Raw genomic sequence first — 19,765 nt, 5'->3', positions numbered from 1 at the left:
AGTCGACGCAAAGGAATTCACATGACAGAGAACAAGCTGATCATCGGCACTGCGCCGGACTCCTGGGGCGTCTGGTTCGCCGATGACTCCCAGCAGACCCCGTGGGAACGCTTCCTCGATGAAGTGGCCGAATCCGGCTACAAGTGGATCGAGCTTGGCCCCTACGGCTATCTCCCCACCGACCCCGCACGCCTGGCCGAGGAACTCAAGCAGCGCGACCTCAAGGTCACCGCCGGCACCGTCTTCACCGCCTTCCACCGCGGCGCAGGGCAATACGAGGAGGCCTGGGAGCCGGCCCGCAAGGTAGCCGAGCTGACGGCCGCCATGGGCGGCGAGCACATCGTGGTCATCCCGGCCATGTGGCGCGACGACGTCACCGGTGAGGCCGTGGAAAGCGGCGAGCTCGACCAGCAGCAGTGGAACGATCTCTTTGCCGGCCACAACAGGATGGGCAAGACGCTCCTGGAGGACTTCGGCCTGAAGCAGCAGTTCCACTCCCACGCCGATTCCCATGTGGGCGCCCAGGCGGACATCGAGCACCTCCTGGCCGAGACGGACCCGGAACTGCTGAACCTTTGCCTGGACACCGGGCACGCGGAATACTGCGGTGCGTCCAGCCTGGACCTCATCCACAAATACCCTGAGCGCATCGGCTACCTGCACCTCAAGCAGATCAACCCGGCCATCCTCAAGACCGTCAACGAGAAAAACATGACGTGGGCGGCGGCCAACCTGGCCGGCGTGATGACCGAGCCGCCCGGCGGGCTGCCGGACCTCCGCGCCGTCATCGAGGCCGTCGAGGCGCTGAACAGGCCCGTCTTCGGCATCGTGGAACAGGACATGTACCCCGTGGCCTTCGACGTCCCCATGCCGATCGCCAAGCGCACCCGCAACTACCTGCTCTCCTGCGGTTCCCGCACCGCCGTCAGCTAAGCACGGCCAACCACCTTCCTCAGCAAGCCAAGACGTAAGGAAAGAACAATGACTGAAACCCTTCGCGTAGCTGTCATCGGTGCCGGCCGGATGGGCGCAGACCACATCCAGCGGCTCAACTCGCGCATCCACGGCGCGGAAGTTGCCGCCGTCGTCGACGTCGACCTGGCCCGTGCCCAGGCCGCCATCGAAGGCATCCCGGGCGCCGTCGCCCTGGCCGATGCCGAAGAAGCCCTCAACAACGGCGACGTCAACGCCGTCCTGATCGCCACCCCGGGCTTCCTGCACGAGGACATCCTGTTCAAGGCGATCGCCAGGGACATCCCGATCCTCTGTGAGAAGCCGCTGACCCCGGACGCCGAATCCGCCTGGAGGATCGTCCAGGCCGAGGAACAGCTGGGCCACAAGCGCATCCAGGTCGGCTTCATGCGCCGTTTCGACGCCGAATACGCGGCCTTGGGCGCCGTGATCCGTGACCGCGAACTCGGCGAGCTGCTGATGCTCCACCACCAGCACCGCAACCCCAGCACCCCGGCCGGATTCACCAACGAGATGCTCATCAACGACTCCGTGGTCCACGAATTCGACGCGATCCGGTTCTTCACGGGCGAGGAAATCACCAGCGTCCAGGTCCGTCTGGGCAAGGCGACCCGGAATGCCCCGGCCGGCCAGCACGATCCCCAGCACGTCCTGATCGAGACCGAGTCTGGTGTCCTGGCCGACGTCGAGATCTACGTCAACGCCAAGTTCGGCTATGAAGTGGGTACCCAGGCCTCCTTCGAGGACGGCATTGTCAGCATCGGCGGGGACAAGGGGCCCTACACGCGCAGCGCCGGCCGCTGGGGCGGCAACGTCACCCCCGGCTTCGAGGAGCGCTTCGGCGCGGCGTACGACGTCGAAATCCAGTCATGGGTGGACGCCGCCCTCCGCGGCGAAATCGGCGGCCCCACCGCCTGGGACGGGTACGCCACTGCAGCCTGCTGCGAAGCCGGTGTGGAAGCGCAGAAGAACGGCGAAAAGGTCGCCGTGAAGCTGAACGCCAAGCCTGCCCTCTACAACTGAAGCCGGCCAACAGCCTTGCCCCCGCCTGATCCACGATGGAGTGACGCCTAGTGAAAATCGCCCTTGACCCCACGCCGTTCCATCACAGCCACGGTCTGCTGGAATTCCCCAAGGTGGTCGCTGACCTCGGCTACGAATACATGCAGATGACCCCGCACCCGGACTTCATCCCGTTCTTCAACCACCCCAAGGCGGATGAGGAACTGGTGGGCCAGCTGGCCAAGGCCTGCAAGGACGTGGGAATCGGGATCGCCTCGGTGCTGCCGGTGCTGCGCTGGTCCGGACCGGACGAGGACGCCCGCGAGGCTGCGGTCCGCTACTGGAAGCGGGCCATCCAGATCACGGTGGACCTGGGCGTCAGCACCATGAACACCGAGTTCAGCGGCCGGCCCGAAATGGCCGAGGAATCCGAGCGGGCCTTCTACCGCTCCATGGAGGAGCTGCTGCCCATCATTGAACGGGAAGGGATCGACCTGCTGATCGATCCGCATCCGGATGACTTCGTGGAGGAGGGGCTGGCCGCCATCCGGGTGATCCGGGGCCTGAACTCCAGGAACGTGGGCCTGGTCTACGTGGCCTCACACAGTTTCCACATGAAGAACGCGCCGCTGGACATCATGCGGGCGGCGGGGGACAAGCTGCGGCTGGTCCACGTTGCGGACACCATGGACCACCACGCCTCCCACGGGCTGCGGTACATCACCAATCCGCCCGGCAACCCGGTCCGGGTACACCAGCACCTGAAGATCGGCGACGGCGACGTCAACTGGGACGAGTTCTTCGGCGGCCTGAAGGAGATCGGCTTCCTGGACCGCGACGACACGGTCATGGTGTCCAGCGTCTTCGCGGAAGACGACAACGCCGCTGAAGTCTCCCGCTACCAACTGGAGACGATCGGCAACTACGTCGCCGCCGTCAAGTAGCGGCGAGACATGTTGCAACCCGAAGGAACCATGGCGAAATCATCTGTAATCGAGACCTCCGCCGCGCCCCCTGCCAAGACCCCTGCGCCGCCGTCGAACCCGAAGAAATTCATGCGCCGGGTGGCACTGTTCTCCACGTTCGGCGGTCTGCTGTTTGGCTATGACACCGGGGTTATCAACGGCGCCCTGCCTTTCATGCAAAGAGATCTCGGGCTGACGCCGCTCACCGAGGGGCTGGTCACCTCCACGCTGCTGTTCGGTGCCGCGTTCGGTGCCATCAGCGCGGGCCGCCTGTCCGACCGGTACGGACGCCGCCGGACGATCATGGGGCTGGCCCTTATTTTTGCTGTGGCCACGATCGCCTGCTCATTCGCTCCCAGCACGGAACTGCTCATCGCTGCCCGTACTGTACTGGGCCTGGCGGTCGGCGGGGCTTCCGTGATCGTCCCCGTGTACCTGGCCGAAATGTCACCGGCAGCCCAACGCGGGCGGATCGTCACACAGAACGAGCTCATGATCGTCACCGGCCAGTTTCTGGCCTTCACCTTCAACGCCGTCCTGGGCAATGTCTTCCCGGAATCAACGCACGTGTGGCGCTGGATGCTGGTCATCGCCACCTTGCCCGCCGTCATCCTGTGGTTCGGCATGCTGGTCCTGCCGGAGAGCCCCCGCTGGCTGGCTTCCGCAGGCCGGTTCGGCGAAGTCATGGAAGTGCTCCGCCGCACGCGTGCCGCCGATGACGTCTCCGGCGAGTTTGATGAAGTCCGGCAGGCTGCGCGGCAGGACTACCAATCCAAGCTGGGAACGGTGAAGGATCTGACCGTTCCGTGGATCCGCCGGATCTTCGTCGTGGGGCTCGGCATGGCCGTGATCAACCAGATCAGCGGCGTCAACGCCATCATGTATTACGGCACGAGCATTCTGTCCTCTTCCGGATTCGGCGATCAGGGCGCGCTGCTGGCCAATGTCCTGAACGGAGTCACCTCCGTGGTGGCCGTGATCGCTGGCATGTACCTGATGACCAAGGTGGCCCGGAAATCGATGCTGGTCTTCGGGCTGTGCGGGACGGCATCGTCGCTGCTCGCCATCGCCATTATTTCCCTGGCCGTACCGGAAGGGCTGCTCCGGGCCTACCTGGTGCTGCTCTTCATGGTGACTTTCCTGGCCTCGATGCAGGCCTGCATCGGCACTGTGACGTGGCTGACGATGTCCGAGATTTTCCCCCTGCACGTCCGTGGCGTGGCGATGGGCATCTGCGTATTTGTCCTCTGGATGATCAACTTCCTGATCGGCTTCTTCTTTCCGCAGCTGGTCTCCTGGATGGGAATCTCCGCGACCCTCCTGATCTTTGTGGTCCTGCAGGCATTCGCCATCGTCTGGGTGAAGCGGGTTGTTCCGGAGACCAGGGGTAAGAGCCTTGAGCAGCTGGAACAGCTCTTCAAGACCCGGGCCGGGATCAGCAGGGCACCGGCTCAGTCGCCGGCACCCGCTCAGTCGTAGGCGCCGGGGATTTCCTGGTCCCAGTCGATGACTGAGCCGGTGACCACTCCGCTGCGGCCCGAGAGCAGGAACACCACAAAGTCTGCGATCTCGTCCACATGGCCCAGCTTGCCCATCGGCAGCGACGCGGACGCCTTCTCCAGCCAGTCGTCCCCGGCGCCGTGGAAGCGGCGCTGGATGGCGTCCTCGCCTTCGGTGGCGGTCCAGCCGATGTTCAGTCCGTTGATCCGGATCCGGTCCCAGCGGTGCGCATGGGCGGCATTCTTGGTCAGCCCGATCAGCCCGGCCTTGGACGCCACATAGGGTGCAAGGTAGGGCTGCCGCGATGGGCCGACATGGTGATAATGTTGACGATGCTGCCCGGCGCCCCGCGGTCAAACAGATGCCGGATCGTCTCCTGCATCACAAAAAACGGTGCCTTGAGGTTCACGCTCAGGTGCTGGTCCAGCAGCTCCGGAGTGGTGTCCAGCATGGTTCCGCGTGTTGTCAGGCCGGCCGCGTTGACGGCGCAATCCAGCTGCCCGAAATGCGCGACAGCGTCCGTCACCGTCCGCGCGGCTGCCGCCGGTTCGGTAAGGTCCACCCGGAAGAACACAGCACGGGCGCCGAGATCCTCCAATTCGGCCACCACGGCATGGCCGTGGTCCGGATTGCGGCCTGTGACGGCGACGCCGGCGGCACCCTGCACGGCGGCGGCCCGCGCAATGCCGGCGCCCAGGCCCTGTGTGCCCCCGCTGACCAGCAGATACTTGCCGTCAAGCAATTTCTCGAATCCCACTCAGATCGCTCCTTCAATAGTGCTTGTGGTGTTTTTCCCGAAAGCGAAGGCGCCCAGGTCCACCGGAACGGTCCGCCCGGTGGCAGCCGATTCTCCGGCGGCCTCGGCCAGTACCAGGGCGGCCACGCCGTCGTCGATTCCGGGGCTGCAGGTACTTCCGGACCTGACCGCGCCGACAAAGTGGTCCAATTCCCGCCGGTACGCTGCAGCGTAGCGTTCCAGGAAGAACGGTTCGTACGGCACTGCCTGCTCGACGGCGTCGGCCGCGTACTTGCGCACGGTGAGCGGTGAGATATTGGCTGCCTGAAGCATGCCTGTGCTGCCGAATGCCTCCAGCCGCTGATCGTAGCCGTATGCGCTGTGCCGCGAGTTGGTGATGGTGATGAGCTCGCCGCCCCGGCCGCGAAGCGTGATGACGGCGGAGTCGTAGTCGCCGGCGTCCCGGATGTAGCCGCAGAAGACGTTGGAACCGTGGGCCGTGACCTCAACGATGTCCGGTACAAAGAACCGCGCCATGTCCAGGTCATGGACGCTCATGTCCCGGAAAATCCCTCCCGACGTCCGGATGTACGCCTCCGGTGCCGGAGCGGGGTCCCGGCTGATGATCGTCAGCTGCTCCAGCGAGCCGATTTCGCCGGCTGCCACGCGCTCGCGGACGCTGGCGAAAGCGGGGTCGAAGCGGCGGTTGAATCCGAGCATGACGGGAGCTCCGCCGTCGTCCTTCCTGCCCGCCAGAATAGTGTCCCGGCAGCGCCGGGCGCGTTCCAGCTCCAGATCGATGGGTTTTTCGCACAGGACCGCCAGACCGTGTTCGGCGGCCGTCCTGATCAGCTCCACATGGGTGTCCGTGGGTGAGCAGACCACGATGGCGTCCAGCGAGCCGTCCGCAAAGACTTCCGCGCCCGACGCCGTGGCCCGGGCACCGTACATGGCGGCGAGTTCCTGCGCCCCGGCGACAAACGGGTCAGCGACCCAGGTGAGTTCCACGCCCGGGTGCCGTGCAAGGTTGGCCCCATGGACGCGGCCGATCCGGCCGGACCCGAAAAGCGCGATCCTCACCTTCCGGGTTACCTCGGCCTGCTGGTTTGCTTCCTGCGTCATGGCCTAGTTCCCGTCCGCGTGCCGGCGCTGCTGCTGCGCGTCGAGCTCGGCCTCGAAGGCCGCGGCGGAAAGCCCCGAATCCAGCGCCCGCCAGACCAGCTGCGCCTGGGTCTCAGGTGCCATGCCGCCGATCGGCTGGTCATGGTCCAGGTTGGTGGGGAAGCTGTAGCCCTCCGCCGATGCCGCAATCACGTTGCGGAGCGTGCGCTCGTGGGCGCCGGCGGCCTTCAGCTCCTGAAGCTTGGGGTACACGGCCTTGGACACCGAGGTCCGGTCCACGGACTCCATGGCGCGGCCAAAGGCGGAGGAAACCTGCAGCAGGTTGGCCATGCGGCGGATGTCCGCGGACTTGTTGGTACCCGCGCCGTGGAACAGGGCCGGATTGAAGAACACGGCATCGCCCTTTTCGAGCGGGAGCTGGACGTAGTTCTGCTCGAAGAACTGCGTGAACTCCGGATTGTGGAAGCCGAGGTAGCCGGCGTCGTATTTGTGCGAGTGCGGCAGGTACAGCGTGGGGCCGGATTCCACCGGCATGTCGCAGTGTGCCACGGCGCCCTGGAGCGTCAGCGCGGGGGACAGCCGGTGGATGTGGGCCGGGTAGCGCTGCGCCTCTTCCGCCGACATGAAGCCCAGGTGGTAGTCGCGGTGGGCCGTCTGGGCCTGGCCGCCGGGGTTGACCACGTTGACTTGCGAGGTCACCTGGTAGTTGGCTCCGAGCCAGGCCTCGGAGATCAGGGCCAGGATGTCGTTGGCGTAGTACTCGGCAAAAACGCCGGGGTTGCTCAGAGCCAGTTTGTCCAGGGCCCCCCAGACGCGGTCGTTGGCACCGGGCTTGGCGAAGTGGTCACCGCCGGCGACGCCCTTCGCTTTCTGCTCCGCGATGAGCCGGTTGAAGGTGGCGGTGGCGCGGTCCACGACGGCGGTGTCCTGGAAGGCTCCCTTGAAGACGACGATTCCGGGGCCGGCGGTGAGCGCCCGGATCAGTTCTGCCTGGACGTCTGCTCGCTCCTCAGGGGAGTCCAGATAGCTGTGGACACGGGTCCCGTAGATCAGGACGTTGCGCTCGACGGCGTCCGCGTAGGCGTAGTCAGCCAGCTTGGTCTCTTCACCGACGACGGCGATGAAGTCGTCCAGATTGCAGCTGGCGGTACTGAACCACTGGCGGGAAGACCCCTGACGGGACCCGTGACGGGAAGCGTCCTTCGTGGCGGGATTCGTGGTCATGGCAGGTTTCTCCTCATCGAGACTGTTTGGACTGTTTGGACTGCTTGGGCTCTTAACAGCTTGGTTGAGGCGGCTGGCTGGAGACAAGAGTTATATCCATCAAGAATCCATCAGCAATCCATCAGGAGTGATCATGGGCCGGCTGTTTTCCGTCCGCGAGATCGCCCGGCAGGCAGGGGTCAGCGACGCCACCGTGGACCGGGTGCTGCACGGCCGTGCCGGGGTGCGCCAGAGTACTGCCGCCCAGGTGCAACAGGCCATCAGGGACCTTGAAGCACAAAGTGCACAACTGGCCCTGAGCGGGCGCCGGTTCATGATCGACGTCGTCGTGGATGCCCCCGTGCGGTTCCAAAGGGGACTCCGGAAAGCCTTGGAGGCGGAGCTGCCGCTGCGGCATCCGGCGGTCTTCCGTGCCCGGTTCCACCTGCATGAGAGGTGGAACGCCGCGGCGTGTGTGGCACGATTTCCGGTACGACGTCCGGCGCTGCTGCCGGATCATCATGCAGGCCCACGGGGCGTTGGCCGGCCAGGACGACGCCGAGGTGTCCAAGACCGACGTCGTGACGCCCTTCAACATTCCCGCGGGCTACTAATCCCGGCGGCTGGATCCCGGATCCACGGAGCCGGCTAGACTCCGGCGTGCAGCCTGGGTAGCGCGTCCACCAGCGGCGCCAGTTCCGGCACCTCCTGGGCCTCGGCCAGGGCGCGCTCCAGCGTGGCGTCATGGGTGGGCCGGGCCTCTTCCAGCAGTTTGATGCCGCTGGCGGTGAGCTCCGTGTAGATGCCCCGGCGGTCGTCAGAGCACAGGATGCGCGTCAGCAGGCCGCGGTCCTCGAGCCGGTTGACGAGCCGCGTGGTGGCGCTCGCACTCAGGGCCGTGGCCCGGGCCAGCTGCTGCATCCGCATGTGCCACCCGTCCTGCCGGCTCAGCGCATCCAGCACGGTGTATTCCACCACGGACAGCTGTGCGTCCGCCTGCAGGGAGCGCTCCAGCTCGGATTCGATCAGCGCGTGCAAGGCAGCCAGCGTCCGCCAGCCTTGCGCCCGGACTTCGACGGCGTCGTCCTTGATGCCCATCAGATGTTCCTTTCAATCAGCCTGTCAATCACCCTGCTCCGCTGTGACAAGCGGGCACTCCACATAATAGTTGCTTGCGCGCTATATCTACTTGTGCAACAATAAATAACGCGTCTGCAACTAATAGCTTACGCCTCGTATTACTTTCCGTACAGTTTTGAAGGAGCTTTTCCATGCCCATTGGCCTGATAGCACTCGCCCTCGGCGGGTTCGGGATCGGACTCACCGAGTTCGTCATCATGGGCCTGCTGCCGCAGGTGGCCGCAGGCTTCCACGTCAGCGAGGCAACGGCAGGCTGGCTGATCTCCGGGTACGCCCTCGCCGTCGTCGTCGGAGCGCTGGTCCTCACCGCCGCCGTGACGCGCTTCGAGCGCAAGCCGGTGCTGGCCGTGCTGATGGTGCTGTTCATCGCCGGCAACCTCGTCTCGGCGCTCGCGCCCGACTACTGGACGATGATGATCGGCCGCATCATCGCGGCGCTGGCGCACGGGGCCTTCTTCGGCATCGGCGCGGTGGTGGCCGCCAGCATGGTGGCGCCCCACAAGAAGGCCGGCGCCATCGCAATCATGTTCACGGGCCTGACGGCGGCCAATGTGCTGGGCGTCCCGTTCGGCACCATGCTGGGCCAGGCCGCGGGCTGGCGTTCCACCTTCTGGGCCATCACCGCAATCGGTATTGTGGCCCTGGCCGGCATCCTCACGCTGGTGCCGAAGACGGGCTCCGGCCAGGCCGCCTCCGGCGGCCTCCGCAGCGAACTGCGCGCCTTCCGCTCCGGCCAGGTCTGGCTCTCGATCCTGGTCACCATCCTCGGCTACGGCGGCATGTTCGGCGCCTTCACCTACATCGCGTTCACGCTCACCGAGGTCACCGGATTCTCCGCGTCCACCGTGCCGTGGCTGCTGATCCTCTTCGGCGTCGGTCTGTTCATCGGCAACACCATCGGCGGCAAGGCCGCGGACAAGAACGTGGACCGCACCCTGCTGGTGGTCCTCGCGGCCCTCGTGGTGGTGCTCGTGGTCTTCGCGCTGACGGCCGGCAACCAGCCGATGACCATCGCCTCCATGGTGCTGCTGGGCGGCTTCGGCTTCGCGACCGTCCCCGGGCTGCAGATGCGCGTCATGAAGTACGCCAGCAGCGCGCCCACCCTGGCCTCCGGCGCCAATATCGGTGCCTTCAATGCGGGCAACGCGCTCGGCGCCTGGCTGGGCGGCGTGACCATCACGGCGGGCCTCGGCTCCACCTCGCCGATCTGGGCCGGTGCCGGCATTACAGTGCTGGGCCTCGGCGTGATGGCCTTCGCGGCGGCAGGCGCCAAGCGGCTGTCCGCCAGGCGCACGGACGCCGAAACTGCTTCGGGCTCCGAAAACCAGCCAGCCGCCGTCGAGCCCGCGAAGGTTTCGCTGTAGCCCGTGCCGGCCGAATTCATCGGCCAGGCACTCAGCGGCTCAGCTGCCGAACGGCAGCCGGGGGTCCACGTCTTTGCCCGCCCAGGTCTGGCGGATCCAGCCGTGGTGCGGGTCATCGCTGATGAGCCACTCGCGGACGGGTCCTGGCCCGGCCATGACGTTGAGGTAGTACATGTCATAGCCGGGGGCGGCCATCGCGGGGCCGTGCCAGCCGTAGGGCACCAGCACGACGTCGCCGGTCCGCACCTCGGCCAAGACGTCGATGGGCCGCTCGTCGGAGGCATACACGCGCTGGTAGCCGATGGCGTCGTCGTCCACGCCCGGGCGGTCCGGCGCTCCCGGGGCCACCCGGGTTTCGAAGTAGTAGATCTCCTCGAGGCTGGTCTCGCCGTCTTTTTCCTCGTCGTGCTTGTGCGGGGGATAGGAGGACCAGTTCCCGGCCGGCGTGAGGACCTCGCAGACGATGAAACGGTCGGCTTCCAGCGCCGCCGGGGTGCCGAAGTTGTGGACCTGACGGGAGCAGTTGCCCCCACCGCGCAGTTCTACCGGCGTCTCGGCGGCGGTGATCAGGCGGGTGGGGTAGGAGGCCTTCGCCGGGGCGGTGGCAACCGCCACCCGGCCGCCGTCGGCCGAGACGATGGTCACGGCCTTGCCGGTTCCCGTGTACAGCACATCGCTGGGTCCGCTGAAAACGCTGGCTCGGCCGGCCAGACGGTGCTCCTGGCCGCCCACGCTCGCCGTGAAGGATCCGCTGAGCGGGACCACGATGCGTTCCTCGGCCGCGGCGTCGAGCTCGACGGCGCCCCCGGCGGCCAGCGTGGCCACCTTCAGCCCGGTGTGAGCCCAGCCGTCCACGGCAAGCGTGGAGTCGGAGGTTCCCAATGAAATGTCCCAGCTGCCTTCGGCGGCGGAACCCAGCGGATAGACCCAGTTGGTCATGGATTTGCTCTTTCGGTATGTGTGCCCGGCGCCCGGCGCCGGCGCTTAGCGTTGGACCAGTGTCATTTCGAAGCTGTAGGAATCGGCCCGGTAGACATGGTGGCCTGTTTCCACCATGCGGCCCGTGTCATCCACGGCCGTGCGCTCCATGGTCACCAGTGCGGAACCCGGAGTAGTCTCCAGCAGCGGCGACTGGTAGTCGTTGGCGATCATGGCGCCGATCCGCTGGGATGCGAGCCGGAAGTTCACACCGCCCTTGCGGAGGATTCCGTAGAGGCCCTGCGAGCCGAGGAGCGCTTCATCGATGGTGGTGATGTCGTCGCGGACCCAGTTCTCCATCAGCGCCAGCGGTTTGCCGCCCACCTTCCGGAGCCGGGTGAAGTGGTAAACCTTGGCGCCGGTGGGAAGATGCAGGGCCGCCCGGGTGGCGGCGTCGGCCTCAACGTGGGAGAAGCTCAGCACCTCCGTGGTGGGCTTGCTGCCGTTGTTGGTGAGGTCGTCGTAAAGGCTGGAGAGTTCCAGCGGGCGCCGGACCTGGCTGGAGACCACCTGGGTGCCGACCCCGCGCTTGCGCACCAGAAGGCCGGAGCGGACGAGTTCGTCCATGGCCTTGCGCATGGTGGGGCGTGAAAGGTTGAGCTGCGCGGCGAGATCGATTTCGTTTTCCAGCCGGCTGCCGGGTTCCAGCAGTCCGGTGTGGATGGCCGCCTCGATGCCCTGCACCACCTGGTGGTAGAGGGGAACGGGTGACGAGCGGTCGATGCTGAGATTGAGTTGCGTCGCCATTGAGTGCTCCCTTGTGCCGCGCGGCGTCCGATTGTGCCGGATCCTCCGCGTATGTCAGGTTATGTTCGCTTGATAGGACATACTGCCTTTTCTTTGATACTAGCAGGACGATTTGGGGGATCCAAGGGGCAGTGCGGTTCCTTTTGGGCGGCCTCTGGGCTGCATGCCGTACGCTCAAACAGCGGGCGTTACGTCCAAACATCCTAATGTCAGGACAAACTATTGACATTTGTGAGCCGAGTCACCATGATCTGAGTAGGAGGCTAGCGGAATGCAGCGATGAGGCTGCAGGCCTGGCCCGGAATCAAAGGAGATTTATCGTGACGAAGTTCTCTTGGCGGAAAGCAGCACTGGTGGCGGCGGTTGTCCCCATGCTCGGACTCAGTGCCTGCTCCAGCACCGGCGGGAAGCCGGCAGACACCGGAAATGCTGCCGGCGGCGGTCAGGCGGTCAGCACTCCGCGGCTCAAAGTCGCACTGATTACCCACGCGGCAGCGGGCGACACCTTCTGGGACATTGTCCGCAAGGGTGCCGAGGAAGCCGCCGCGAAGGACAACGTTGAGTTGCTCTACACCTCGGATCCCGAAGGCGGCCGGCAGGCGCAGCTCATCCAGCAGGCCGTGGACCAGAAAGTTGACGGCATTGCCGTCACCCTGGCGAAGCCTGATGCACTTAAGGATGCACTCAAGAAGGCAACCGACGCAGGCATTCCTGTTGTCAGCCTCAACGCCGGTGAGTCCGTATCCGCACAGCTGGGCGCGTTCACCCACTTCGGATCCAACGAAAAGCTTGCCGGCGCCGCCGTCGGCGAGAAGCTCAGTTCGCTCGGCCTGAAGCACCCGATCTGCGTCATCCAGGAACAGGGCCACGTGGGGCTGGAAGCACGGTGCGCTGGCGTCAAGGAGAAGGTCCCGGCCACCGAAGTCCTCTACGTCACCGGAACCGACATGACGCAGGTTTCTTCGACTGTGACGGCCAAGCTGCAGGCCACGGCCGACGCCGACGCCATCATCGGCCTGGGCGCTCCCTTCACGCTCACCATCCTCAAGGCTGTTACCTCGGCCAACAGCAAGGCGAAGGTTGCTTCCTTTGACATGAACCCCGAACTGGCACAGAAAATCGTCGACGGCGAGATCATCTTCACTGTCGACCAGCAGCCGTGGCTCCAGGGTTACAGCTCCATCGACGCCATCTGGCAGACCAAGCGCGGCGGCTTCAAGATCGGCGGCGGACAGCCCGTGCTGACCGGACCGACCATCATTGACAAGGCTGCTGCCACAGATGCCCTCAAGTTTGCCCAGCAGGGCATCCGCTAAGCAGTCTTTCAGCCTGGCCCGGGTTGGCCCGGGCCAGGCGCATAGGAGAAATGATCATGACCGAAACACTACAAAAACTGACAAAACCCCTGGCTGACGATGAACGCGTGGGGACACGCAACCCGCTCCAGAAGCTGCTTGGCCGTCCAGAGGTCGGTGCGCTCGTTGGCGCCATCGTGCTGTTCGTCTTCTTCGCAATTGTTTCGCAGACCTTCATCCAGCCAAACGCGTTCGCCACCGTGCTGTACGGCAGTTCCACCATCGGCATCATGGCCGTAGGGGTCTCGCTCCTGATGATCGGTGGCGAATTTGACCTCTCCACCGGCGTGGCAGTGATCAGCTCCGCGCTGACGGCGTCCCTGCTCAGCTGGTACTTCACCACCAACGTCTGGGTCGGTGTTGCCCTGGCGCTGGTGGTGTCGCTGACCATCGGTTTCATCAACGGCTGGATCCTGATCAAGACCAAACTGCCCAGCTTCATCGTGACGCTGGCGAGCTTCCTGATGCTGACGGGCCTGAACCTGGGCCTGACCCGCCTGATCGGCGGCTCCGTGTCCTCGCCGTCGATTTCCACCATGGACGGTTTCAAATCGGCGCAGGCTGTTTTCGCCTCCTCGGTCAGCATCGGGGGCGTCGAGGTCAAGAACACCGTGTTCACCTGGGTCATCCTGGTTGCGGTGGCCTCGTGGATCCTGCTGCGCACCAAGGTGGGCAACTGGATCTTTGCGGCGGGCGGCGACGCCAACGCGGCCCGGGCCGTGGGCGTGCCGGTCACCAAGACCAAGATCGGGCTGTTCATGGCTGTCGGCTTCTGCGGCTGGATCCTGGGCATGCACAACCTGTTCGCGTTCGACGCCGTACAGTCCGGCGAAGGCGTGGGCAATGAATTCCTCTACATCATCGCGGCCGTCATCGGCGGCTGCCTCCTGACCGGCGGCTACGGCTCGGCAGTGGGCGGGGCAATCGGTGCCTTCATCTTCGGCATGGCCAACAAGGGCATCGTCTACGCCCAGTGGAACCCGGACTGGTTCAAGTTCTTCCTGGGCCTGATGCTGCTGCTGGCCACCATAGTCAACCTGATCGTCAAGCGCCGCGCAGAACTCAAGTAAGGGCTGAACCAATGAATGCCAAACAGATTGACCAGCAGACGCTGCTCAAGGATGAAAAAGACCCGTTGACCCACACACCCGTGCACCTGCTGTCTCTGGACAGCGTCGGCAAGCACTATGGCAACATCATCGCGTTGAGCGATGTGACCCTGGCGGTGGACAATGGCCGGGTGACCTGCGTTTTGGGCGACAACGGGGCCGGCAAGTCAACGCTGATCAAGATCATCGCCGGCCTGCACCAGCACGACGAGGGAACCTTCAAGATCCTGGGCGAGGAGCGGAAACTCAGCAGCCCGCGTGAGGCGCTGGATTCCGGCATTGCCACGGTCTATCAGGACCTGGCCGTCGTCCCCCTGATGCCGATCTGGCGGAATTTCTTCCTCGGCTCGGAGCTCACCGTTGGCTGGGGTCCGTTCAAGCGCATGGATGTCCAGCGGATGAAGGACATCACCAAGAAGGAACTGGCGGACATGGGCATCGACCTCCGCGACGTCGAGCAGCCGATCGGTCAGCTTTCCGGCGGTGAGCGCCAGTGCGTGGCCATCGCCCGGGCCGTGCATTTCGGTGCGAAGGTCCTGATCCTGGACGAGCCCACCGCGGCCCTCGGCGTCAAGCAGTCCGGCGTGGTGCTGCGCTACATCCTGCAGGCCCGCGACCGCGGGCTCGGCGTCGTCTTCATCACGCACAACCCGCACCATGCCTTCCCCGTGGGCGACCGCTTCCTGCTGCTCAAGCGCGGCAAGTCGATCGGCTACTACGAGAAGAAGGACATCACGCTGGAAGAGCTGACGGCGCAAATGGCCGGCGGTGCGGAACTAGCGGAGCTGGCCCACGAGCTGGAGCAGATTGGCGGCCACGGCGACGTCGTGAAGGAAGTCCAGGCGGAGGTGGCCGGGACTTCAAGCCATCACGGATAACGAATGGCACACACAAGGAGCACTATGAAAGACGTAACTCTCGGCTTGGTCGGGGTGGGGCGCATCGGCGTCATGCACGCCAACAACATCTCCGCGCTCAACGGCGTGCTCAACCCGCAGGGGATCAACGTCCTGCTCAAACTCACCGATGTCGCGGCGGACCATGCCCGCAACGTTGCGGCCGGGCTCGGTGCCGAATTCCTGCCCTCCGTCGGGGAGCTGATCAGCTCTGGCGTGGACGGACTGGTCATAGCCACAGGTACCGGCACCCACCCTGACCTCATCCGGGCGGGGGTTGACGCAGGAATTCCTGTCTTCTGCGAGAAGCCCGTGGCCATGAACGTGGCTGACTCGATGCCGGTGCTGGACTACATCACGGAGAATGGCGGAACCGTGCAGATAGGCCATCAGCGCCGTTTCGACGCTGGCTATCTTGAGGCCAAACGGTCCTTTGATGCCGGTGAACTGGGCTGGATCCATTCGCTGCGGGCCGTCACCTGCGACATGACGCCGCCGCCGGTGGAGTTCCTGGCGACGTCCGGCGGCCTTTTCCGCGACTGTTCAGTGCACGATTTCGACATCCTGCGCTGGCTGACCGGGCGGGAAATCGTGGAGGTCTACGCCAGGGGCTCCAACAACGGCGATCCGGCGATCGGCGAGGTGGGGGACGTGGACACCGCCCTGGCGCTGGTGACGTTCGACGACGGCACCGTGGGTACCGTTTCGGCCACCCGTTACAACGGGGCCGGCCATGATGTCCGGCTCGAAATCCAGGGCTCCCGGGCGTCAGCCATGGTGGGACTGGACGAGAAGGCGGCCCTGACCTCAGCCGAAGCAGGCATCACCTTCCCCTCCGGCGAACCGCACAAGACTTTTGCCGAACGCTTCGACCAGGCCTACCGCTCCGAAATGGCTGCGTTCGTTGAACTGATCCTGGGCCGGCGGGAAAATCCCTGCACACCGGAAGACGCCGTCGCCGCCTCCCGGGTTGCGGATGCGGCCCAGGAATCACTCGAAACGGGACGGCCGGTGCGCGTGGCCGCCGCGGTGAGTCTTTAGCATGAAAGGCTAGCGGCGGCTACGGCAGACCTCCACAAAGGCCCGGAACGGTGCGAGGCGCTCCTCGGCGGACAATTCCACGGCCTCGGGATGCCACTGGACCGACGCCACCCAGCGCTCCGGATCCTCCAGCGCCTCGATGGTCCCGTCCTCGGCCACGGCCGTCACCGCCAGGCCGTCGGCCACCCGGGCCACGGCCTGGTGGTGGCCGGATGCGATCTTCATGGTGACTCCGGCGGCGCTGCCGTACAGTGCCGCCACTTTGGTGCCGGCCTGCACCTGGACCTCGTGCCAGGCCCACGGGCCCGCACCGTGCACCGGAGCCGGCTCATTGTGCACCACGGTGCCCGGCGCCATGTCCTGGATGAGGGTCCCGCCGTAGAGGACGTTCAGGAGCTGGTGCCCCCGGCAGATGCCGAGCACCGGAAGGCCGGCGTCGATCGACTGCCGCGCAACGGCCAGGTCGAGCTGGTCCTGGGACCGGTTCACGTCGTAGCAGACGGCACTTTGTTCCTTGCCGTAGAGGCCGGGGTCCAGGTCGCCGCCGCCCGGAAGGACGACGCCGTCGAGCGCCTTGAGCTCCGCTTCGAGCCGGCCGCCGTCCGCCGGCGCGGCGGCGAGCAGCACGGGTTCGCCGCCGCCCTCACGCACCAGCTCCACGATGTAGTCGAACAGTTCGTTGGCCTCGGCCACCCGCGGGTCCGGGTCGGAAGAACTGCTGAAGCGGATCGGAATGCCGATGCGGGGCAGGCTGCTGAGGGGGTGGCGGGAAGTCTGCATGACTCATTCTGCAACAGAATCCGAGGACTAGGATTGCCGGATGAACAACAGATATCTCGTGTCCCGCAGCCGCTTCATCGCGGCGGCCCCGGAAGCCATCTTCGACGTGCTCGCCAGACCTGCCCTGCACAGCGTCATCGACGGCTCGGACACCGTCAAGGGTGCGCAGCCGCACGGCCCCGAGCGGCTGGCCCTCGGCGCCAAGTTCGGCATGGAGATGAACGTGCGGGTGGACTACAAGATCCTCAATACTGTCTGCGAGTTCGAGGAAGGCCGCCGCATCGCCTGGCGCCACTTCTACGGTCATGTGTGGCGCTATCTGCTGGAGCCTGCCACGGACGCAGCCGGCACGCCCGGCACCCTGGTCACCGAGCAGTGGGACGCGCGCCGTGTCCGCGGCAAGATTCTGCTGAGGCTGGCCGGCTACCTCCGCCGCCACCCGGCCAACCTGGAACAGACGCTGGCCAAGCTCGACGCCCATCTGGCCGCGCCCGGCCACATCTGTAATGTGGAAGGCACCGGGAGCAACAGGCAAGACTGAAGGTGGGAACCGCGATGGGCCGCAGGACACTCGTTGACGACCTTGTCGACGGCCTGCTCGCTGACATCCTTGACGGCAAGTTGAAACCCCATGACGCCATTCCGCCCGAAGCCGACATCGCCAAGGCCTACGACGTCAGCAGGCTGACGGTGCGCGAGGCGCTCAAGGCCCTCAGGGCGCAGAACATCCTCTATGTGAAGGCCGGCCGCGGAACCTTCGTCAACCCCTCCGACAACTGGACCGGGCTGGACGCGATCTTTAAGGCGGCCTCCCACGGCAACGGAGCCGATCAAGTCTCGGTGGGGCTGATCGAGATGCGTCGCATGGTGGAAACCGGGGCAGCCGCACTGGCCGCCATACGCCATACTCCCGAGCATGCCGAACGGATGCGCGAGTGCATCGCGGACATGAAGCGCTCCCATGAATCCGGGGATCTGGATCGCTTTGTGGAAGCGGATATCGGATTCCATGATGCAGTGCTGATGGCCTCGGGCAATCCGTTCGTCCGGGCATTGTTCGGGCAACTGGGCCAGCTGCTATACATGACCCGACGCGAAACCTCTGCGGTCTACGAGATCCAGCAGCACGCCATCGACTACCACCAGCGGGTCCTTGACGGCATCCTGAGCGGCGATGCCGAGCGCTCCCGCCAGGCGATGGACGAGCACATGGACCAGACCAACGAGGACTACGAACGCTACGTCCGCGGCACCAAATCCTGACCGGCACCCGAGGGGTCTTGACGTAATGCAGATCACTATTCTAGGATCGAGCCTAGTTCTTGAGTCAGATGTCTGACATCTGACTCAACTGAGATCCTGGATCCCGTGTACACAGGCGGGCAGGACGTCCCCATATATACCCATCGGATTCCTGCCGGGCACCGCCGCCGAAAGGGAACCTCCAGATAGAAGGTCGATGATGACTTCATTAGCCACAAAGTCCACAGGGCTCGGCGAACTGGGCGACCGCACGCTCCGCAAGGTCCGCCGCCGCGTCATGCCGTTGATAGTCCTGCTCTACTTCGTTGCCTACCTTGACCGCAACAACGTGGGCTTCGCCAAGCTCACCATGAGCGAGGACATCGGCCTGAACGCCGCTGCCTACGGATTGGGCGCCGGGATTTTCTTCCTCGGCTACGCCCTCCTCGAAGTTCCGAGCAACGCGGGAATGTACCGGTTCGGCGCCCGGAAATGGCTGGCCCGGATCCTGATCACCTGGGGCATCTTCGCTACGGCCATGTGCCTGGTGAACGGCGAAAGCACCTACTTCATCGTCCGCTTCCTGCTGGGCGCGGCCGAAGCCGGGTTCTTCCCGGCGATCCTGTTCTACCTGACGCTGTGGTTCCCCGCCGCGCAGCGTGTGACGGTGCTGGGCATCTTCATTCTGGCCCAGCCCGTGTCCAATGCGCTGGGTGCCCCGGTGTCCGGCCTGCTCCTTCAGATGGACGGCGTCATGGGCCTTCAGGGCTGGCAGTGGCTCTACATCGTCGAGGGTATCCCGGCCATTCTCCTGGGCCTGCTGACCCCCATCCTTATGACGGACCGTCCGCGGGACGCCAAGTGGCTCAGCACCGACGAGCGCAACTGGCTCGCCACCACCATGGAAGCCGAACTGGCGGTCAAGTCCCAGTCCGGAAACCACAACTTCCTGGCCGGGCTCAAGGACAAGCGCACCCTGGCCTACTCCGCCCTGTACTTCGGCCTGGTTTGCGGTATCTATGGACTGGGTCTGTGGATGCCCACCATCGTCTCCGCCCTCGGCAAGTTCTCCACTGCTGAGATCGGGTTCATCGTTTTCATCCCCTACACGGTGGCCGCCGTGTTTGTGTACTTCTGGAGCAAGCGGGCGGACCGGACCGGCAAGCGCGCCTGGCACACCGCCGTCAGCATGGTGCTGGCCGGCATGGGCCTGCTGGCCGCCGGGTACCTGCTGCCGGTCAACCCGGTCCTGGCCCTGATCGGACTGACGGCCTCGGCCATGGGCATCTACGGCGCCATTGCCCCGTTCCTGTCCATGCCCTCCGCGGCCCTGACCGGTGCGGCTGCCGCTTCCGGGCTGGCCCTGGTCAACTCGCTGGGCAACCTCGGCGGCTTCGTTGCCCCGTACGCCGTCGGACTGCTCAAGGATGCCACGGGCAACAACCAGAGCGGACTGCTGTTCCTCTCGCTCTGCCTGTGCCTCACTGCGGCGGCCACCTATCTCTACGCACGCAAGCGCCCCGAAGGCGACGCCGCCCTGGATTCCGCAGTTGCCGCGGCTGCAGCGGTCGCGCCTGCCAAAGTCTCCTGACCCCGAATTCCCGAAGGAAAAC

Annotated in this window: 19 protein-coding genes and 2 pseudogenes; 14 read left to right on the top strand and 7 right to left on the bottom strand. The window is 65.2% G+C overall.

Features of this window, described 5'->3' with window-relative positions; genetic code table 11:
• Positions 1–21: 21 nt before the first annotated feature.
• The 4 genes from ACQCSY_RS04925 to ACQCSY_RS04910 are packed head-to-tail and all read left to right on the top strand — an operon-like array spanning position 22 to position 4,418.
• Positions 22–933: a sugar phosphate isomerase/epimerase family protein gene (locus tag ACQCSY_RS04925; RefSeq protein ID WP_427133671.1), complete on the top strand. Its 912-nt coding sequence runs from the start codon at positions 22–24 to the stop codon at positions 931–933.
• Positions 934–981: 48 nt separating this feature from the next.
• Positions 982–1,995 (top strand): Gfo/Idh/MocA family protein, encoded by a 1,014-nt coding sequence (locus tag ACQCSY_RS04920; RefSeq protein ID WP_427133669.1) that lies wholly within the window; start codon positions 982–984, stop codon positions 1,993–1,995.
• A 50-nt stretch (positions 1,996–2,045) separates the two neighbouring features.
• On the top strand, positions 2,046–2,918 hold the full coding sequence (locus tag ACQCSY_RS04915) for a sugar phosphate isomerase/epimerase family protein (protein WP_427133668.1): 873 nt from the start codon (positions 2,046–2,048) through the stop codon (positions 2,916–2,918).
• A 30-nt stretch (positions 2,919–2,948) separates the two neighbouring features.
• Positions 2,949–4,418 carry a sugar porter family MFS transporter gene (locus ACQCSY_RS04910; protein WP_427133667.1) on the top strand — a complete coding sequence of 490 codons (1,470 nt, stop codon included), beginning with the start codon at positions 2,949–2,951 and terminating at the stop codon, positions 4,416–4,418.
• Here ACQCSY_RS04910 and ACQCSY_RS04905 read toward each other — a convergent pair.
• From ACQCSY_RS04905 to ACQCSY_RS04895, 3 genes and pseudogenes are all read right to left on the bottom strand, one after another.
• Positions 4,409–5,106 (bottom strand): annotated as a pseudogene (locus ACQCSY_RS04905) (SDR family oxidoreductase). The gene ACQCSY_RS04910 and the pseudogene ACQCSY_RS04905 sit on opposite strands and share 10 nt — an antisense overlap.
• Positions 5,107–5,196: 90 nt before the next feature.
• Complete coding sequence (gene iolG, locus ACQCSY_RS04900; RefSeq protein ID WP_427133665.1) at positions 5,197–6,297, bottom strand: inositol 2-dehydrogenase; 1,101 nt, start codon at positions 6,295–6,297, stop codon at positions 5,197–5,199.
• A gap of 3 nt (positions 6,298–6,300) precedes the next feature.
• Positions 6,301–7,521 carry a phytanoyl-CoA dioxygenase family protein gene (locus ACQCSY_RS04895; RefSeq protein WP_427133664.1) on the bottom strand — a complete coding sequence of 407 codons (1,221 nt, stop codon included), beginning with the start codon at positions 7,519–7,521 and terminating at the stop codon, positions 6,301–6,303.
• On the opposite strand from ACQCSY_RS04895, the pseudogene ACQCSY_RS04890 reads away from it, so the two are divergent.
• A pseudogene (locus tag ACQCSY_RS04890) lies at positions 7,520–7,780 on the top strand (helix-turn-helix domain-containing protein); the annotation flags it as partial. The gene ACQCSY_RS04895 and the pseudogene ACQCSY_RS04890 overlap by 2 nt on opposite strands.
• A gap of 193 nt (positions 7,781–7,973) precedes the next feature.
• Positions 7,974–8,114: a hypothetical protein gene (locus ACQCSY_RS04885; RefSeq protein ID WP_427136040.1), complete on the top strand. Its 141-nt coding sequence runs from the start codon at positions 7,974–7,976 to the stop codon at positions 8,112–8,114.
• Positions 8,115–8,148: 34 nt separating this feature from the next.
• Here ACQCSY_RS04885 and ACQCSY_RS04880 read toward each other — a convergent pair whose 3' ends face one another.
• Positions 8,149–8,598, bottom strand: a complete 450-nt coding sequence (locus ACQCSY_RS04880) for a MarR family winged helix-turn-helix transcriptional regulator (protein ID WP_427133662.1) — start codon at positions 8,596–8,598, stop codon at positions 8,149–8,151.
• Between the two features lie 173 nt (positions 8,599–8,771).
• On the opposite strand from ACQCSY_RS04880, the gene ACQCSY_RS04875 reads away from it, so the two are divergent.
• Positions 8,772–10,004 carry an MFS transporter gene (locus tag ACQCSY_RS04875; protein WP_427133661.1) on the top strand — a complete coding sequence of 411 codons (1,233 nt, stop codon included), beginning with the start codon at positions 8,772–8,774 and terminating at the stop codon, positions 10,002–10,004.
• A gap of 39 nt (positions 10,005–10,043) precedes the next feature.
• Here ACQCSY_RS04875 and iolB read toward each other — a convergent pair whose 3' ends face one another.
• Positions 10,044–10,943, bottom strand: a complete 900-nt coding sequence (gene iolB / locus ACQCSY_RS04870) for a 5-deoxy-glucuronate isomerase (RefSeq protein ID WP_427133659.1) — start codon at positions 10,941–10,943, stop codon at positions 10,044–10,046.
• Between the two features lie 45 nt (positions 10,944–10,988).
• Complete coding sequence (locus ACQCSY_RS04865) at positions 10,989–11,729, bottom strand: GntR family transcriptional regulator (protein ID WP_427133657.1); 741 nt, start codon at positions 11,727–11,729, stop codon at positions 10,989–10,991.
• A gap of 320 nt (positions 11,730–12,049) precedes the next feature.
• Here ACQCSY_RS04865 and ACQCSY_RS04860 point away from each other — a divergent pair, with 320 nt between their 5' ends.
• The 4 genes from ACQCSY_RS04860 to ACQCSY_RS04845 are packed head-to-tail and all read left to right on the top strand — an operon-like array spanning position 12,050 to position 16,130.
• On the top strand, positions 12,050–13,045 hold the full coding sequence (locus tag ACQCSY_RS04860; RefSeq protein WP_427133655.1) for a substrate-binding domain-containing protein: 996 nt from the start codon (positions 12,050–12,052) through the stop codon (positions 13,043–13,045).
• A 50-nt stretch (positions 13,046–13,095) separates the two neighbouring features.
• Positions 13,096–14,154 (top strand): ABC transporter permease, encoded by a 1,059-nt coding sequence (locus tag ACQCSY_RS04855; RefSeq protein WP_427133653.1) that lies wholly within the window; start codon positions 13,096–13,098, stop codon positions 14,152–14,154.
• Between the two features lie 11 nt (positions 14,155–14,165).
• The gene (locus ACQCSY_RS04850) at positions 14,166–15,071 is read left to right on the top strand and encodes an ATP-binding cassette domain-containing protein (RefSeq protein WP_427133651.1); all 906 of its coding nucleotides are present in this window, start codon (positions 14,166–14,168) and stop codon (positions 15,069–15,071) included.
• Between the two features lie 24 nt (positions 15,072–15,095).
• Positions 15,096–16,130, top strand: a complete 1,035-nt coding sequence (locus tag ACQCSY_RS04845; protein ID WP_427133649.1) for a Gfo/Idh/MocA family oxidoreductase — start codon at positions 15,096–15,098, stop codon at positions 16,128–16,130.
• 9 nt (positions 16,131–16,139) lie between these two features.
• On the opposite strand, the gene ACQCSY_RS04840 is transcribed toward ACQCSY_RS04845, so the two are convergent.
• A complete protein-coding gene (locus ACQCSY_RS04840; protein WP_427133647.1) occupies positions 16,140–16,910 on the bottom strand; it encodes a gamma-glutamyl-gamma-aminobutyrate hydrolase family protein in 771 nt (256 codons plus the stop codon).
• A 40-nt stretch (positions 16,911–16,950) separates the two neighbouring features.
• Here ACQCSY_RS04840 and ACQCSY_RS04835 point away from each other — a divergent pair, with 40 nt between their 5' ends.
• From ACQCSY_RS04835 to ACQCSY_RS04825, 3 genes are all read left to right on the top strand, one after another.
• The gene (locus ACQCSY_RS04835; protein ID WP_427133645.1) at positions 16,951–17,451 is read left to right on the top strand and encodes a polyketide cyclase / dehydrase and lipid transport; all 501 of its coding nucleotides are present in this window, start codon (positions 16,951–16,953) and stop codon (positions 17,449–17,451) included.
• Between the two features lie 14 nt (positions 17,452–17,465).
• Positions 17,466–18,173, top strand: a complete 708-nt coding sequence (locus ACQCSY_RS04830) for a FadR/GntR family transcriptional regulator (protein ID WP_427133643.1) — start codon at positions 17,466–17,468, stop codon at positions 18,171–18,173.
• 196 nt (positions 18,174–18,369) lie between these two features.
• Complete coding sequence (locus tag ACQCSY_RS04825) at positions 18,370–19,743, top strand: MFS transporter (protein WP_427133641.1); 1,374 nt, start codon at positions 18,370–18,372, stop codon at positions 19,741–19,743.
• The last annotated feature ends 22 nt before the right edge of the window (positions 19,744–19,765 follow it).

Origin of the sequence: Pseudarthrobacter sp. S9 (assembly GCF_050156545.1) — a bacterium.
GTDB lineage: Bacteria > Actinomycetota > Actinomycetes > Actinomycetales > Micrococcaceae > Arthrobacter.
The sequence above is the reverse complement of the archived record's forward strand: the minus strand, read 5'-3'. Positions and strand labels throughout refer to the sequence as shown.